Annotated in this window: 11 protein-coding genes; 8 read left to right on the top strand and 3 right to left on the bottom strand. The window is 44.1% G+C overall.

All coding sequences use genetic code 11. The features are described from left to right. Window positions 1-140 precede the first annotated feature (140 nt). The 8 genes from SM121_RS03775 (at window position 141) to hutG (ending at window position 10,296) form a co-directional block, all read left to right on the top strand. Entirely contained in the window at window positions 141-2,171 is a 2,031-nt protein-coding gene (locus SM121_RS03775) for a urocanate hydratase (protein ID WP_320911204.1), read from the top strand. Window positions 2,172-2,254: 83 nt separating this feature from the next. Then, entirely contained in the window at window positions 2,255-3,154 is a 900-nt protein-coding gene (ftcD, locus tag SM121_RS03770) for a glutamate formimidoyltransferase (protein ID WP_003008641.1), read from the top strand. A 12-nt stretch (window positions 3,155-3,166) separates the two neighbouring features. Next, window positions 3,167-3,796, top strand: coding sequence for a cyclodeaminase/cyclohydrolase family protein (locus SM121_RS03765; RefSeq protein ID WP_049471848.1), 630 nt, complete (start codon window positions 3,167-3,169; stop codon window positions 3,794-3,796). A 35-nt stretch (window positions 3,797-3,831) separates the two neighbouring features. Continuing rightward, a complete protein-coding gene (locus tag SM121_RS03760) occupies window positions 3,832-5,505 on the top strand; it encodes a formate--tetrahydrofolate ligase (RefSeq protein ID WP_320911203.1) in 1,674 nt (557 codons plus the stop codon). Between the two features lie 15 nt (window positions 5,506-5,520). After that, on the top strand, window positions 5,521-6,099 hold the full coding sequence (locus SM121_RS03755; protein ID WP_320911202.1) for a HutD/Ves family protein: 579 nt from the start codon (window positions 5,521-5,523) through the stop codon (window positions 6,097-6,099). A gap of 21 nt (window positions 6,100-6,120) precedes the next feature. Further along, window positions 6,121-7,449 carry an APC family permease gene (locus SM121_RS03750; RefSeq protein WP_320911201.1) on the top strand — a complete coding sequence of 443 codons (1,329 nt, stop codon included), beginning with the start codon at window positions 6,121-6,123 and terminating at the stop codon, window positions 7,447-7,449. A 229-nt stretch (window positions 7,450-7,678) separates the two neighbouring features. Next, complete coding sequence (hutH, locus tag SM121_RS03745; RefSeq protein WP_320911200.1) at window positions 7,679-9,220, top strand: histidine ammonia-lyase; 1,542 nt, start codon at window positions 7,679-7,681, stop codon at window positions 9,218-9,220. 83 nt (window positions 9,221-9,303) lie between these two features. Continuing rightward, window positions 9,304-10,296 carry a formimidoylglutamase gene (gene hutG / locus SM121_RS03740; protein ID WP_024054987.1) on the top strand — a complete coding sequence of 331 codons (993 nt, stop codon included), beginning with the start codon at window positions 9,304-9,306 and terminating at the stop codon, window positions 10,294-10,296. Window positions 10,297-10,439: 143 nt separating this feature from the next. Here hutG and SM121_RS03735 read toward each other — a convergent pair whose 3' ends face one another. The 3 genes from SM121_RS03735 to metE all read right to left on the bottom strand — a co-directional run bounded on the left by SM121_RS03735 (window position 10,440) and on the right by metE (window position 16,746). Next, complete coding sequence (locus tag SM121_RS03735; RefSeq protein WP_320911199.1) at window positions 10,440-13,376, bottom strand: AAA family ATPase; 2,937 nt, start codon at window positions 13,374-13,376, stop codon at window positions 10,440-10,442. A 131-nt stretch (window positions 13,377-13,507) separates the two neighbouring features. After that, window positions 13,508-14,383 (bottom strand): methylenetetrahydrofolate reductase [NAD(P)H], encoded by an 876-nt coding sequence (metF, locus tag SM121_RS03730; protein WP_320911198.1) that lies wholly within the window; start codon window positions 14,381-14,383, stop codon window positions 13,508-13,510. A gap of 113 nt (window positions 14,384-14,496) precedes the next feature. Then, on the bottom strand, window positions 14,497-16,746 hold the full coding sequence (gene metE / locus SM121_RS03725) for a 5-methyltetrahydropteroyltriglutamate--homocysteine S-methyltransferase (RefSeq protein ID WP_320911197.1): 2,250 nt from the start codon (window positions 16,744-16,746) through the stop codon (window positions 14,497-14,499). Between the last annotated feature and the right edge of the window lie 170 nt (window positions 16,747-16,916).

Below are 16,916 nucleotides of genomic sequence, written 5' to 3'. Positions count from 1 at the left end.
CAAAAAAAAGTCAAAAAGTTTTTCCCTCATTTTTTTTTGCTTTATTAAAAATTATATTTTTTTTTGACTCTTTATTGACGTTTCTTCGATACAATAAAGAAAATATAAATTCACAGTCCAACTATAAGGAGGGTTCTGCTATGTCATTTATAGACGAGAAAGAAATTGTAGCTGCTATGTCTGTCAAACTTGACTTTGATGTCCTACCTGAAAAGGCGACTTTTCAAGAAGGCATCCGTCGTGCACCTGATAGAGGCTTCCGCTTAACGCAAGCTCAGACTGAAATTGCCCTTAAAAATGCTTTGCGTTACATTCCTAAAAAATTCCACCAAGAGTTGATCCCAGAATTCTTGGAAGAACTGAGAACTCGCGGTCGGATCTATGGCTATCGCTTCCGTCCAAAAGATCGGATCTACGGAAAACCAATCGATGAGTACAAAGGAAAATGCACTGCTGCTAAGGCTATGCAGGTCATGATCGACAACAACTTGAGCTTTGAAATTGCCCTTTATCCATATGAATTGGTCACTTATGGGGAAACAGGATCTGTCTGCGCCAACTGGATGCAGTACAACTTGATCAAGAAATACTTGGAAGTCATGACAGAAGACCAAACCTTGGTGGTTGAATCGGGTCACCCTCTAGGCCTCTTCAAATCGAAACCAGAAGCTCCTCGTGTCGTCATTACTAACGGTCTCTTGATTGGTGAATATGACAATATGCGCGACTGGGAAATCGCTGAAGAAATGGGAGTAACCAACTACGGTCAGATGACGGCTGGTGGCTGGATGTACATCGGTCCTCAAGGGATCGTTCACGGTACTTTCAACACCCTTCTCAATGCTGGTCGTCTCAAACTCGGTGTGCCTGATGACGGCGACTTGACAGGTAAACTCTTTATTTCATCTGGTCTCGGTGGAATGAGCGGAGCTCAAGGGAAAGCAGCTGAAATCGCAAAAGCGGTTGCCATCGTTGCAGAAGTGGACCGCTCTCGGATCGAAACCCGTCACTCTCAAGGCTGGATTAGCCAAGTGACAGATAGTGCCGAAGAAGCTGTGAAATTGGCTCAAGCAGCCCTGGAAGCTGGTGAATCAACTTCGATTGCCTACCATGTTAATATCGTAGATTTGCTCGAATATGTCAATGAACATCAAGTTCACGTTCATCTCTTGTCTGACCAAACCTCTTGCCACAACGTCTATGATGGTGGCTATTGCCCAGTTGGCATCAGCTTTGAAGAACGGACACGTTTGCTGGCAGAAGACAAAGAAACCTTCCGCCGTTTGGTTGATGAAACCTTGGCTCGTCACTTTGCAGTGATCAAAGCCTTGACATCTAAAGGTACTTACTTCTTCGACTACGGTAATGCCTTCATGAAATCTGTTTACGACTCAGGTATCAAGGAAATTTCTAAGAATGGTCTCGATGACAAAGACGGCTTCATTTGGCCATCTTATGTAGAAGATATCATGGGACCTATGCTCTTTGACTATGGTTATGGTCCATTCCGTTGGGTCTGCCTCAGCGGTAAACATGAAGACTTGATTGCAACCGACCATGCAGCCATGGAAGCGATCGATCCAACTCGTCGCTACCAAGACCGCGACAACTACAACTGGATTCGCGATGCGGAAAAGAACCAACTGGTGGTTGGTACACAAGCACGTATCCTCTATCAAGATTGCATGGGCCGTGTCAACATTGCTTTGAAATTCAATGAACTCATTCGCCAAGGCAAGATCGGACCGGTCATGATCGGACGTGACCACCACGACGTATCTGGTACAGATGCTCCATTCCGTGAAACATCAAACATCAAAGATGGTTCGAACGTCACTTGTGACATGGCGGTTCAATGTTACGCTGGTAACGCTGCTCGCGGTATGAGTCTCGTCGCTCTCCACAACGGTGGTGGTACTGGTATCGGTAAAGCTATCAACGGTGGATTTGGTCTCGTTCTAGACGGTAGCCACCGGATCGATGAAATCATCAAGTCTGCCATTGCCTGGGATACCATGGGCGGGGTTGCTCGTCGGAACTGGGCACGGAACGATCATGCTATCGAAACAGCGATCGAGTACAACCGTCTCCATGCAGGAACAGACCACATCACCATTCCGTATCTGGCAGATGAAGATTTGGTCAAAGAAGCCGTTCAAAAATTGTTTTAACATCAAAAAACAAAAACTGAGAAAGGGGAGGAAAATACAAAGACTCCTCCTCCCCAACTTCTCCTATAAAAAGAGGTAATCATATGGCAAAAATTGTTGAGTGTATTCCAAACTTCTCTGAAGGACGCAATCAGGCTGTGATCGACGGATTAGCAGCTACAGCAAAAAGTATTCCAGGTGTCACTTTACTAGACTACTCGTCCGATGCCAGCCACAACCGTAGCGTCTTTACACTCGTTGGGGATGAAGAAAGCATTCAAGAAGTGGCTTTCCAATTGGTGAAATACGCTTCTGAAAACATTGATATGACCAAGCACGAAGGCGAACACCCTCGTATGGGGGCAACAGACGTTTGTCCATTCGTTCCGGTTAAGGATATCACTACAGCTGAATGCGTTGAGATTGCTAACAAAGTAGCCGAACGCATCAATCGTGAATTAGGTATTCCAATCTTCCTTTATGAAGATGCTGCAACTCGTCCAGAACGGAAGAACTTGGCGAAAGTGCGTAAAGGACAATTTGAAGGAATGCCAGAAAAATTGTTGGAAGAAGACTGGAAGCCAGACTACGGTGAACGCAAGATTCACCCAACTGCAGGGGTTACAGCTGTCGGTGTCCGGATGCCACTCGTTGCTTTCAATATCAACCTTGATACAGACGACCTAGAGATTGCCAATAAGATTTCTAAAATCATTCGTGGATCAAGCGGTGGATACAAGTACTGTAAAGCGATCGGCGTCATGCTAGAAGATCGCAACATCGCCCAAGTCTCCATCAACATGGTCAACTTGGAACAATTCCCATTGTATCGTGTCGTTGAAACCGTTCGTTTCGAAGCGCAACGCTATGGGGTTCGCATCATCGGAACAGAACTCATTGGACTGGCTCCTGCTAAGGCTTTGATCGACTCTGCTGAATACTACTTACAATTAGAAGACTTTGACTACAGCAAACAAGTCTTGGAAAATCACTTGTTGGGTTAGAAAGGGAGTTCTATGAAACTAGTTGACTTAAGTATTACGGAGTTTGCCAAAGTTCTTGGTTCAGATGCTCCAGCTCCAGGTGGTGGTTCTGCTGCTGCTCTATCTGCTGCGAATGGGATTTCCCTTACAAAAATGGTCTGTGAACTGACCATTGGAAAGAAAAAATACGCAGAATTTGAAGACCACATCAAAGGGGTTCATGAAAAAAGCGCTCAACTCCAAGACCAATTACTAGAAGCCATCGATAAAGATACAGAAGCTTTCAACATCGTATCAGCTGTCTTTGATCTTCCAAAAGAAACGGAAGAAGAGAAAGCTGCTCGTCGTGAAGCCATGCAAAAAGCTTTGAAACATGCGACAGTATCTCCTTTCTCTATGATGGAGCTCATCGTTGAAGCTCTTGAAACCACCAAAGAAGCTGTTGGCAAGTCCAACACCAATGCGGCTAGTGACCTAGGGGTAGCTGCTCTGAATCTTAAAGCTGGCCTTCAAGGGGCTTGGCTCAATGTCTTGATCAACATTTCAGGAATCAAGGACCAAGACTTCGTCCAAGAATACCACGGCAAGGGACTCAAACTTCTCCAAACCGGTTCTGATCTTGCAGATAATATTTACCAAACCATTTTAGAAAGTCTATCTTAAACCTAGCAAATAAAAATAAAGAAAGAAGGGATTCTATGGTTTTATCGGATATTGAAATCGCCAATTCTGTCCAAATGAAGCCCATCACCGATATCGCTGCTGAACTTGGATTGACCGAAGACGATATTTCGCTCTACGGAAAATACAAGGCAAAAATTGATAGCAACCAACTGGAACAACTCAAGGATAAGGAAGATGGAAAGCTGATCCTCGTGACAGCCATCTCACCAACACCTGCTGGAGAAGGAAAGACAACCACCTCTGTTGGCTTGGTCGATGCTCTTTCAGCTATTGGTGAAAAAGCCGTCATTGCCCTGCGCGAACCTTCTCTTGGCCCTGTTTTTGGGATCAAGGGTGGAGCTGCCGGTGGCGGGTACGCCCAAGTGGTTCCAATGGAAGATATCAACCTTCACTTTACCGGAGATTTCCATGCCATTGGGATTGCCAACAACCTCCTTGCAGCCTTGATTGACAACCATATCCATCACGGCAATGAGTTGGGCATCGATTCTCGTCGTATTACCTGGAAACGGGTGGTCGATATGAACGACCGTCAACTCCGTCATATTGTCGATGGCCTTCAAGGAAAAACAAACGGGGTTCCTCGTGAAGATGGCTTTGACATCACCGTGGCTTCTGAAATCATGGCCATTCTCTGTCTCTCAGAAAACATCCTTGATCTCAAAGAACGTCTTGATCGCATCATTATCGGCTACAACTACCAAGGACAACCGGTCACAGCCAAAGACCTCAAGGCTGGAGGTGCCATGGCAGCTGTCCTCAAAGATGCCATCCATCCAAACTTGGTGCAAACCTTGGAGCATACTCCTGCCATCATCCACGGCGGACCATTTGCCAATATCGCCCACGGCTGTAACAGTGTGTTGGCTACTAAACTAGCCCTAAAATATGCAGACTATGTTGTGACAGAAGCTGGTTTTGGAGCAGACCTCGGTGCTGAAAAATTCATCGATATCAAGTGCCGCATGGCCGGGCTCAAACCTGCTGCCGTTGTCCTCGTCGCAACCATTCGTGCCCTCAAAATGCATGGTGGAGTTGCTAAAGCAGACTTGGCTACGGAAAATGTCCAAGCCGTTATCGATGGTCTACCAAACCTAGACAAACACTTGGCCAACATCCAAGAAGTCTATGGTCTACCTGTGGTCGTTGCCATTAACAAATTCCCACTGGATACAGAAGCCGAACTAGAAGCTGTCTATGAATCTTGTAAGAAACGCAATGTAGATGTTGTCATTTCAGATGTCTGGGCAAAAGGTGGAGCTGGTGGTCGTGACTTGGCTGAAAAAGTCATTCAACTGGCTCAAGAAGAAAACCACTTCTCTTATGTCTATGACGAAGGAGACAGCATTGAAACAAAATTGACCAAGATCGTCACAAAAGTCTATGGTGGTAAAGGCATCAGCTTAACACCAGCAGCCAAACGAGAACTCAAAGAATTAGAAGCTCTTGGCTTCTCGAACTACCCAATCTGTATGGCCAAAACCCAATATTCCTTCTCAGACGATGCGAAGAAAATGGGAGCACCAAAAGATTTCACAGTTAAAATCAGTAACCTTAAGGTGGCTGCCGGAGCTGGCTTCATCGTAGCTCTCACTGGTACCATTATGACCATGCCTGGCCTACCTAAAGTTCCTGCTAGTGAAAAGATTGATATCGATGCCCACGGCAATATCACTGGTCTCTTTTAAGAAAGAAGGCGTCCTATGGTGACTCTCCTTCATCTTACCCCCGCAGATTATCAAATTTCTACCTGGTCCGGTGGCCAAACCACCCAACTCTTTCTCTCCCCAGAGGGAGGAAGCTATCCAGATCGGACCTTTGACTTCCGCCTCTCTACTGCAACGGTAGAGGTTGAAAAAAGTAACTTTACCGATCTCACGGGCTACCACCGAATCTTGATGCCCTTGAATGCCTCCATTAGGCTCACCCATCACCATAAAGAAGTGGTTTTGAACCCCTTTCAAAGCTACTTCTTTGATGGGGGAGATCCTGTATCTAGCCAAGGGACTTGTCAAGACTTTAATTTGATTTACAACCCTTCTTATCAGGGGCATATGAGTGCTATATCCCCAAAAGAGAGTGTCAAAAGTCAGAGTCGCTATCAATTGATCTACGCTCTCTGTCCACTAACACTCGAATGGGGAAACAATCATTCTCAAACCCTCCAAACTCACGAGCTCCTGGTGATCGAACAAGCATCTCCTCTTCAAGAGATGACAATCACGTTTTTACCCCATCAGTCTGGGGAGCAACCGATTGCTATCTGGACTGGACTACAATAATGTTCACAAAGGAGAAACATTATGAACGGAGCACATAAACAGTCGATTGAGGAACAAGAAAAAGCGAAATTCAGCTTTAGCGGTGCCACTCTTTACGGTATCAATGCCGTGATCGGATCTGGTATCTTCCTCCTCCCTCAAAAAATTTATTCCGGCCTCGGACCAGCTTCTCTAGCCGTCATGTTCGGGGTTGCCATTCTCGTCATGCTACTATCAGCCTGTCTGGCTGAAACAGCTGGCTACTTCGACAAAAACGGTGGAGCCATGCAATACTCAAAAGCAGCTTTCGGAGACTTTGTCGGCTTTAACGTCGGGATCCTCGGATGGGCCGTTACCGTTATCGCTTGGGCTGCTATGCTAGCTGGTTTTGCTAAGATCTTCATCATTACCTTCCCAGCATTCGAAGGCTACAACCTACAGATTAGTATCGTTATGTTGGTTCTCTTGAGTCTTATGAACATCGCCGGTCTGAAAACATCGAAAATGTTCACACTGACAGCTACTGTTGCAAAATTAATCCCAATTGTCCTCTTCTCACTCTTCGCCATCTTCTTTATTCCTGGTGGAGTAAGCAAGGGCAACTTCACACCTTTCCTTCAATTGGAAAGTGGATCAAATCTCTTTAGTGCTATTTCTAGTACCGCTGTTTACATCTTCTATGGATTTATCGGATTCGAAACCATGTCCATCGTTGCAGGGGAAATGCGTAACCCTGAAAAGAACGTTCCTCGTGCTATCTTGGGATCCATCAGTATCGTCTCAGTTCTCTACATGTTGATCATCGCTGGAACAATCGCTATGCTTGGTGGAGGCATTATGGGAACCGAGGCACCAGTACAAGACGCATTTGTTAAAATGATTGGCCCTATCGGTGCCCCTCTTGTCTCCTATGGTGCTCTCATTTCAATCGCCGGTCTCAACATCGGTGAATCCATTATGGTTCCTCGTTTCGGTGCTGCCCTAGCAGACGAAAAACTCTTGCCAGAAGGGCTTGGAAAAACAAACTCTAAGAATGCTCCTGTCATTGCCATTATCATTTCCGGTTTCTTTGCATTCTTACTCTTGTTATCTGGATCTTTCGAATCCTTAGCAACTTTCAGTGTTGTTTTCCGTTTCTTCCAATATATTCCGACTGCTTTGGCAGCGCTCAAACTCAGAAAAATGTACCCAGAGAAAAAGGTTACCTTCCGAGTGCCATTCGGTCCAGTTATCCCAATTTTGGCTGTTGTCATCAGTATCTTGATGATTGCAGGGGATAATCTAATGAACTTTGTATGGGGAGCTATCGGTCTAGTAATCGCTAGTGGACTTTACTTTGTTTTCCACGGTGACAAACTAGCTAAAAAATAAAACAGTCCTCACCAATTCTATTTACACATTAGATGGGAACTTAGGCAGGAGCAAAGCATTCCTTTGCTCCCTAGCCCATCTAAGAAGCCACGAATATCAAACCTGAGCTCTTTTCTCTAAGACTTCTTTCAATCCTTCTAAGAATCATAGACAATGGGCTCACGTTTGGTATTCAAACCGAAGTAAACAAATCTACTTCTACAGAACAATTCATAATCGGAGGTTTTATATGACTCAATTGATTCATTTAGATGGTAACAGCTTAACACTGGAAGAGGTCATCGCCGTCGCTCGGCACGGTGCCCAATGTGAGTTAGACGAAGCAGCCAAAGAAGCTGTTATCGCATCTCGTAAAATTGTTGATGATATCGTCCGTGAAAAACGTGTTGTCTATGGTGTGACCACTGGATTTGGCTCTCTCTGTAATGTCAGCATTTCTCCAGAAGATACTGTCCAACTGCAAGAAAACTTGATTCGTACCCACGCATCTGGTTTTGGTGATCCACTTCCAGAAGATGCCGTTCGTGCTATCATGCTCATCCGGATCAACTCGCTCTTAAAAGGCTATTCTGGCATTCGTCTGTCAACTGTTGAAAAACTATTAGAATTGCTTAACAAAGGAGTGACTCCTTATATTCCAGAAAAAGGATCACTCGGAGCTTCTGGAGACCTTGCTCCTCTTTCTCATATGGTTTTACCAATGTTGGGCCTTGGACGTGCCTACTACAAAGGAGAACTTCTCAGTGGTCAAGAAGCCCTAGATCGTGCTGGAATTGAAAAGATCCAATTGGCTGCCAAAGAAGGGCTTGCCTTGATCAACGGTACGACTGTTCTAACCGGTATCGGTGCTCTTGCGACTTATGATGGTATCCAATTGCTCAAACTATCTGACATTGCCGGTGCTCTCTCAATGGAAGTTCACAATGGAATTACCAGTCCATTCGAAGAAGACCTTCATACCATCCGCCCACAAAGTGGACAATTGGCAACTGCTCGCAACATCCGTAACCTTCTTGAAGGAAGCAAGAATACCACTGTTGCGACTCAACAACGGGTACAAGATCCTTATACACTTCGCTGTATCCCTCAAATCCATGGAGCCAGCAAGGATTCTATTGCTTACGTAAAAGAAAAAGTTGAAATCGAAATCAACTCTGTCACAGATAACCCAATCATTACCAAAGAAGGACACGTCATCTCAGGAGGTAACTTCCACGGTGAACCAATGGCACAACCATTTGACTTCTTGGGTATTGCCCTTTCTGAGATCGGAAACGTATCTGAACGTCGGGTGGAACGCTTGGTCAACAGCCAGCTTAGTAAATTGCCATCCTTCTTGGTCAAACACCCTGGCCTCAACTCAGGCTTCATGATTACGCAGTATGCTTGTGCTTCTCTTGCATCTGAAAACAAAATCTTGTCTCACCCAGCCAGCGTTGACTCTATCCCATCTTGTGAAAACCAAGAAGACTTCGTCAGCATGGGAACTACTGCAGCTCGTAAAGCGGCTGAGATTCTTAAAAACTCACGTCGCATCGTTGCTACTGAAATCATGGCAGCTTGCCAAGCCTTGGATCTCAAGCCAGAAAATCATGAACTTGGTAAAGGTACAAAACCAGCTTATGAGCTGATTCGTCAAAAACTGAACTTCATTGAATTTGACAAAGATATCGAAATCTTTGAAGAACTCAATAAAGCATCTGCTGTTGTCGAAAGCGAAGAATTCTTAGCAACCATCGAAAAAGCAGTTGACTTACAGATTCAATACTGATACAGTAAGGATAAAGCAAAAACAGAGGCTGGCGATCTTCTCAGCCTCTGCCTGCTTTCAGAAAAATAAGGGAGGCGACAAGCTTGCTCACAAACTACTATCCAATGACCTACAGCTACTACCAAGGTAGCATCGAGGACAATCCCTACACGGCCAAATGGGGAATGGTCACCAAATTTTTAGACCTGAACGACGAGACCCTCACTCCATTTGAGGGGATGACCTTTGGGATCATCGGCTTTAAGAGCGACAAAGGAGTCTATATCAATAATGGGCGTGTAGGAGCGGTCGAAGGTCCTACAGCCATCCGTTCTCAAATCGCTAAACTTCCATGGCACTGGGGAACCAATGTCACAGTGTATGATGTGGGAAATATTGACGGGCCCAACCATTCACTAGAAGAACTCCAAGAAAGTCTCTCACAAGCGATTCAGCGCATGTACCAATTAGGGATCCAACCTATTGTCCTAGGAGGCGGTCACGGAACTGCTTACGGCCACTATCTAGGGATTCAATCCAGTTTAGAAAAAGATGAACAACTGGCTGTGATCAATCTGGATGCCCACTTTGATTTGCGGCCTTACGACCAAACCGGTCCCAATTCTGGAACAGGTTTTCGTCAAATGGCTGATCATGCGAAAGAAAAAGGTCAGGACTTCCCTTACCTCATCCTTGGGATCCAAGAGCACAATAATAACCTCTTCCTCTTTAATTACGTTGCTAAAACACCAAGCATTGATTTCTTAACCGGGCAAGACCTCTTCCAGATGAGCCACCAAGCCATTCTGGATCGAATCGATCAATTTTTAGAAAACCAAACCGCGATCTATCTGTCTATCGATATGGATTGCTTTGCAGTCGGCTCTGCTCCTGGTGTTAGTGCCATCCAATCACTTGGTGTCGATCCTAAACTAGCCCTCCTGCTTCTCCAACACATTGCTGCTAGTGGCAAACTAATCGGATTTGATGTCGTGGAAGTTTCTCCTCCTCATGACATTGACAATCATACTTCAAATCTTGCTGCGACCTTTATCTTTTACTTGACTCAAATATTGGCGCAACAAAAACTGAACTAAGAAGATTTCTACACACATAAAAAGCATAGAAACACTCATTGCTAGGGTATTTCTATGCTTTTTCTTTATTTTCAGACACAATGATCTTTGCCTGAAAGGAGGCATGGCCTCTTATTCTTCACTTATGATTTAGATAAGAGACACTACAGGTCTTTTAATTTCTTAAGAAACTGACGATCTCTGTAAGGATTCAAGTGTTGTTCTGCCACCTTCTTGTAGTAATTCTTATCTTCTTTCAAGAAGGTTCTCAGGGCAGGATCGAGCTCTTCTCCTTTCTCCTTTTGATCAGATAAGAAAGCCAATAGATAATGAACCATCCCCTTATCCCGTGAATTAGCAGATGGATTCATCGTCCTTTCTTTTCGAGCCAGATAAGCCGCAACCTTTTCTCGATCTCCTTGCTGACAGGCAATTAAGGATTGGTAAAATTCGAGCAATTCTTCCTTCCAAGGGAAGCGAACACTGGACAAAATCTTCTGAGCTCTGTCAAAACAGAGGCGAGCTTGGATCAAATCTCCCTTCCAATAATAGGCGATCCCAAGATCAATATCAAAGACGACACGGACGGAATCAACAGCTTGATCCCCCACTAAACGCAGAACCTCTTCTAAGTGGGTGACGGCTACTTGGAAATGGCCTCTCACTTGCTCGATTTCAGCGAGGTAGGCCAAAGAAGCCGCAATTTGAATGGCATACTTGGCCTGCATGCTATTGGTCAAACTAAAGCAATCAATGGAGCGATACAGATGCCGGGTCGCCTGCTCCTCATCCCCAACCATCAGGTGATACAAGCCTTTCAAACGCAACTGGATCGCGATGACCTCATGATTATTAGCTTGGATGGCATCTTCCAAAGCCAAATCTGTATAATAGGCCATCTCAGAGATATTTTCCGTTTGAATGCAATAATAAATGATTTGCCGATAACCCTCTAAGAGGAAGTCGGATTGCTTGAGTTCCCGCGCATAGGAGATGACTTTTTGGATATCATGAATCCCCTTTTGATACTCCCCACTTCGAATAAAATAGCGACCTTCTAAGTACAAGTAACGCAGTTGTAAATACTTGTATTCTCTATCTCTTTGGTGCCTTGAAAAGAGGTTATCTAATTCTTGACGTATGCGGGATAGCTCTCCAAAAATGTCCAAATGGCTATTTGAACCATCTGATAGGAGCCCCTCATCTGCCTTGGAATAAATCGGAAACAGCTCATGCTCCAGCTGAAGGATTTCTTCTAGATAGGTCAACTCAAAAGATAAGGAACGCAAAAGATTTTGGGATTGCTTGTATTGGTAGGCAGTTTCCTTATAAAGAAGAAGGTCCGTCGAATCTTCTAAAGTTTCTTCCAATTTTTGCGCAATTTGTTGGTGGAAGAGCCGCCGTCTAGCTGGCGAAAGAAGATGGTAAAAGTACATAGCTACCAATTGCTTGCAGAATTGAACCATGAGAGCCTCTCCTTCTTCTACGATTGAGACGACCGCTCTTTCAGATAAAGGCTCGATTAATTCTATCAAAACAGGAAGCTCTGTAGCCGTCAATTCTGCCAAGATAGACAGAGAAATTGGCTTATGAAAACAAGATAAGTAGTGTAGAAGAGCCTCTTCCTCACTGCTCATATCCCCAAGCTCCTGAGAAAGATAGGCTTGAATGATATCAGGCAAGGGTTCTAAATTTTCATTTTCTTTCCACTCTTCGATATAGCTGGACAGAAAGAACGGACTGCCTTCACTCCATTCGACCATCTGCTCCATCACTGCAGGCTCTATTGCTCCCAGTTCCCCTTTCAAGAGAGCACGACTTTCACTTGGGGCAAAATTGGTCAACTCTAGTTGAGACAGCCTTTTCTCTACCTTCAAGCTCCCCAAGAAGTTGACGAAGGAAGCTGGCAGAGGCTCTTCAGCTGTAAAAATCAGTTGCCATTTCTCCTGGTTTCTTCTCTCCTCTAGTTGTTTCACTTTTTCTAGAGACACTGCATCGATCCACTGGGCGTTTTCAAGCAGGATCAGGAGCGGTTTTTCTTTGCTAAGGCTCTGAAGCTGATTCCATACAGAAATGAGATCATCCTCCTCTTCCAGAAGGGAAATTCCCATCTCATCCCCCAGTTTCTCTAGCGCTTGTCTGAGATCATTCCAGGCGCTTCCTTCATAGCGCTGACTGGTAGCTTTTCCTTCCACCTTGATAAAATTAAAACTGCGATTGGACATCAAGACCAACTGCCGTAAGAGACGTTTCTTGCCTGTTCCAGATTGCCCCATCACGAGAAAAGGCCCTACCGCTTCACCCGTCTCGACTAAAGAGAGGTATTCCTCGAGCTGCGAGAGTTCTTGCTTCCGACCAAAAAAGGGAAGTTCATGGATATTTATGCGATGACTCAGTTTATGAGTTCGTTTGGCTTCCAAAACAGAGTGATAAAGTTCCTCAATCGCTCGACTGGGACGCACACTGAGCTCGCGATCCAATAAATCGACTAGCTTATAATAGGTCTCGAAAAATTTTCCTAGCTGATGATGGAAGCTATAATACTCCATCAAGAGCTGGTAATTTTTCTCTTCAAATTCATCCAGCTCTACCAAATGATGGAGCAAGAGTTCTATACTAGGATCTGCAAAACCGACCTGCTCAATTTTTTGATAGCAGTTTTCGACATAGAGCTTCCTATAAGCATCCCGTTTGCGAGAAGCCCACTGATCAAAGTCTTCATCATCCTTGACATAGAAGCCCTCTAAAAAGTCTCCCCGATAAAGATCCAAGGCACTTAGTGGATCTCTTTCAAAGAGTTTGACATCCAAAGAAAGGCTCAAATCAGGATTAAGGGCCAAACTGCTCCGACTTGGAGAGACAATGATATCTCCTTCAAAAATTTTATTGGCTTGATAAACCGTATTCCGTAAGTTTTTGCGAGCTACTTGGTTTTCCTTATCTCCCCAAAGAATACCGGCGATTTCATCGCGGTTGACCTGGCCCATGACCGCTAAATAATAAAGTAAGGCCTCCATCTTCGAAAAAGAAAACCGAATAGTTTTCTGATTGAAAACAACCTTAGGGGGTCCAAATAACTTCAACTTCAGACTTTTCTTCATTGCAAGCGCCTCCAAAAACTTCATATTAATACTATAAAAAAAAGTTGGCTTTTAGCAAGTAATTTATCCAAATAAAAAGAGACTGAGAACGATTCTTTCTCAATCTCTACACTTCCTACTAAAAGTGTTGATTAATTCACTTCAAAATTCGGTTGATGATCAAATAACGCCTTTGTTGCTTGGTAGACGTGGTAAGCGACATCTTCATTGTTCATGGTGTAAAGATGGACACCTGCCACATCTTGAGTAACCAAATCAACGATTTGATCGACTGCATAAGCAAGTCCTGCTGCTCTGAGTGACTCAGGATCATGCTCATACTTGTCCAGAATGGCTTTAAACTTCCGTGGGATATGAACATTTTCACAAGTCTTAAGGAGACGAAGGGCCTGATTACGATTGAGAATCGGCATCACTCCTGCATGAATAGGAACATCGATCCCAGCCAAGGTACACTTATCTTGAAAATCATAGAAACGCTCATTGTCAAAGAAAAGTTGAGTGACCAAACTAGAGCATCCTGCATCTACCTTCTTTTTAAGATTTTGAATATCTGAAATTTGGTTTGGAGAATCTGGGTGTCCCTCAGGATAGCAGGCACCAATCACCTCAAAATGGGGCGCTTCTGTTTTGATAAATTCAATCAGATCCGTTGCATAACGAAAGTCTTTTAAAGGTTCCACACCAGGGATAATATCCCCACGCAGAGCCAAAATCCGATGAACCCCTACTTGATCTAACTCATGAAGAGTATCGGCCACTTTTTCCTTGCTCAAATAAACGGCTGGCAAGTGAGCAATTGTCGGAATAGACAATTCATTTTGAATATAATTGGCTAAAGCAACCGTCGTCTCTTTGATATTGTATTTATTATTGCTAGCGGTCACACTAATGAAGTGAGGGGCTAGCTCCTGCATATTTTCCAAAGCACGTAAGAGTTTGGCATTGCCTACTTCAGGATTTGGAGGAAAAACTTCAAATGACAGAGACGGTGTGTGTTGTGACATATTCTATCCTTTTCTTTTGTTTCGTTGATCAAGAACTCTGAGCCACTGTTTCTAGAATAAGGGATGATTCGAAAACCCTCTACACGATGATAGAAGGTCCTCGAAACATTTTCTTACAAGTGTTCACGCGCTTCTTTAGCAGCATTAACGAGTTTGATCAAGCTTTCTTTTGTTTCTTTAATTCCACGAGTCTTCAAACCACAGTCAGGGTTGATCCAAACTTTGCCACTTGGTACTTTAGCCAAGATTGCTTCGATGGTGTGATCAATTTCACCGTCTTGTGGGACACGTGGTGAGTGGATATCGTAAACCCCAGGTCCAACTTCTGTTTGGAAGTTTTTGGCTTTCAACTCATCCAAGATTTCAAGGTTTGAACGGCTAGCTTCAAATGAGATAACGTCCGCATCCAAGTTATCGATCGCTGGGATGATATCTGTAAATTCTGAGTAACACATGTGAGTGTGGATTTGGGTATCTGGCGCTACAGTTGAGTGTACCAAACGGAAGGCTGGAATCGCCCAGTCAAGGTAATCTTCGTACCAGTCGCTACGACGAAGTGGCAATTTTTCACGAAGAGCAGCTTCGTCGATTTGGATGATTTTCACACCTGCAGCTTCAAGGTCAAGAACTTCATCCTTGATGGCAAGAGCGATTTGAAGAGTAGAATCCTTGATAGAGATGTCTTCACGTGGGAATGACCAGTTAAGGATGGTAACAGGTCCAGTCAACATCCCTTTAACAGGTTTGTCCGTACGGCTTTGTGCGTAGCTAGACCATTTCACAGTGATTGGATTGAGACGAGTGACATCACCCCAGATGATTGGTGGTTTCACCCCACGCATACCGTATGATTGTACCCAACCGTTTTTAGAGAAGAGGTAACCTGACAAGTTTTGACCGAAGTACTCAACCATGTCGTTCCGCTCGAATTCACCGTGTACAAGCACGTCAAATCCAACTTCTTCTTGCCATTTGATCCATTCGTCAATCGTTTCAGCAAGGAAGGCATCGTATTCTTCTTGTGTCAATTCACCCTTACGGAAGGCCAAACGTTTAGCACGAACTTCCTTGGTTTGAGGGAATGAACCGATGGTAGTTGTTGGAAGTGCTGGAAGCTTGAAGGCTTCTTTTTGGATTTCTTCACGTTCTGTGAAAGCTGGCAAACGAGTGTAGTCTGCTTCTGTCAAAGCTGCGATGCGAGCATGAAGTTCAGCATTTGCTCCAACGCGTTCTGTTGCAAAGAGTTCTTTGTTGGCAGCAAGAGCTTCCGCCCCTTGACCATTGCGGATAGCATCCAAGTCACGCAATTCACCCAATTTTTCAACCGCAAAGGCGAAGTGGTTCAAAATAGCTGGTTCAAAATCTTCGTTAGCCGTTGTAAATGGCACATGAAGAAGGGAGCAAGAAGTCGTCAAGACAACCTTTTCAGCTGGAACTTGATCCAAGATTTCCAAGCTCTTTTCATAGTTATTGCGCCAGATGTTTTTCCCATTCACAATACCAGCATAAAGGGTCTTATCAGCTGGGAAGCCACCTTTCACCAATTCAAGTGTTTTCTTCCCTTCAACAAAGTCAAGACCGATACCATCTACTGGCAAGTTTACAAGGTCATTGTAGACATCACGAACATCACCAAAGTAAGTTTGGATCAAGACTTCAAGACCTTTCTTGTCAGCCAAGAGTTTGTTGTAGAGGTTCAAGAAGAGAGCTTTTTCTTCAGCTGTCAAATCTTTAACAAGAGCTGGCTCATCGAGTTGAATACGAGTCGCACCAAGCTCAGCCAATTTGGCAAAAACTTCTTGGTAAGCAGCAACCAAGCTGTCTACGAAGTCCTCAGCTTTCACACCATCTTCAAAGTCAGATAATTGAAGGAAAGTGAATGGTCCAACGACTACTGGACGAGTGTTGATCCCCAATTCTTTGGTTTCTTGGTACTCATCAAAAATCTTGTGACCAGCCAATTTCACTTCTGTTGTTTTTTCAAATTTAGGAACGATGTAATGGTAGTTGGTGTTGAACCATTTTTTCATTGGAAGGGCACGCACATCCCCTTTTTCACCTTGGTAACCACGCGCCAAAGCGAAGTATTGTTCAAGATCTGTCAAATCCAAGTTTTGAACAGATGCAGGCACAACGTTGAAAAGGAAGGCTGCATCAAGGAAATTGTCGTAGTGTGAGAAGTCATTTGAAGGAATCTCTGAGATGCCTTGTTCTTTAACAATGTTCCAGTGTTTAGCACGCAAGTCTTTAGCAGCTGCCAAGAGCTCGTCTGCTGAGATTTCTTTTCTAAAGTATTTTTCAGTTGTAAATTTTAATTCACGGAATTCACCCAAACGTGGGAAGCCGATAATTGTAGTTGACATGTTGTGTCCTCCAAAAATTCTAATTGACACTATCATATCAGAAGATAGCCGTCTTGTATAATTGCTTTTACACGAATTTTGTTATAGCCAAAAACTATAACACAGATTTAATAGGCCTTGAGAGCAGAAATCAAAAGCAAAAACTAGGACTTCTTATAAATATTTCCTAT

This window comes from Streptococcus sp. S1 (assembly GCF_034137685.1).
Lineage (GTDB): Bacteria > Bacillota > Bacilli > Lactobacillales > Streptococcaceae > Streptococcus > Streptococcus dentalis.
This window is presented reverse-complemented; position numbering and strand designations above follow the sequence as displayed.

Coding starts and splice junctions, on each gene's coding strand:
- SM121_RS03775 (WP_320911204.1), top strand. CDS start 141: ATGTCATTTATAGACGAGAAAGAAATTGTAGCTGCTATGTCTGTCAAA.
- SM121_RS03765 (WP_049471848.1), top strand. CDS start 3,167: ATGAAACTAGTTGACTTAAGTATTACGGAGTTTGCCAAAGTTCTTGGT.
- SM121_RS03760 (WP_320911203.1), top strand. CDS start 3,832: ATGGTTTTATCGGATATTGAAATCGCCAATTCTGTCCAAATGAAGCCC.
- hutH (WP_320911200.1), top strand. CDS start 7,679: ATGACTCAATTGATTCATTTAGATGGTAACAGCTTAACACTGGAAGAG.
- SM121_RS03735 (WP_320911199.1), bottom strand. CDS start 13,376: ATGAAGAAAAGTCTGAAGTTGAAGTTATTTGGACCCCCTAAGGTTGTT.
- metF (WP_320911198.1), bottom strand. CDS start 14,383: ATGTCACAACACACACCGTCTCTGTCATTTGAAGTTTTTCCTCCAAAT.
- metE (WP_320911197.1), bottom strand. CDS start 16,746: ATGTCAACTACAATTATCGGCTTCCCACGTTTGGGTGAATTCCGTGAA.
- SM121_RS03755 (WP_320911202.1), top strand. CDS start 5,521: ATGGTGACTCTCCTTCATCTTACCCCCGCAGATTATCAAATTTCTACC.
- ftcD (WP_003008641.1), top strand. CDS start 2,255: ATGGCAAAAATTGTTGAGTGTATTCCAAACTTCTCTGAAGGACGCAAT.
- SM121_RS03750 (WP_320911201.1), top strand. CDS start 6,121: ATGAACGGAGCACATAAACAGTCGATTGAGGAACAAGAAAAAGCGAAA.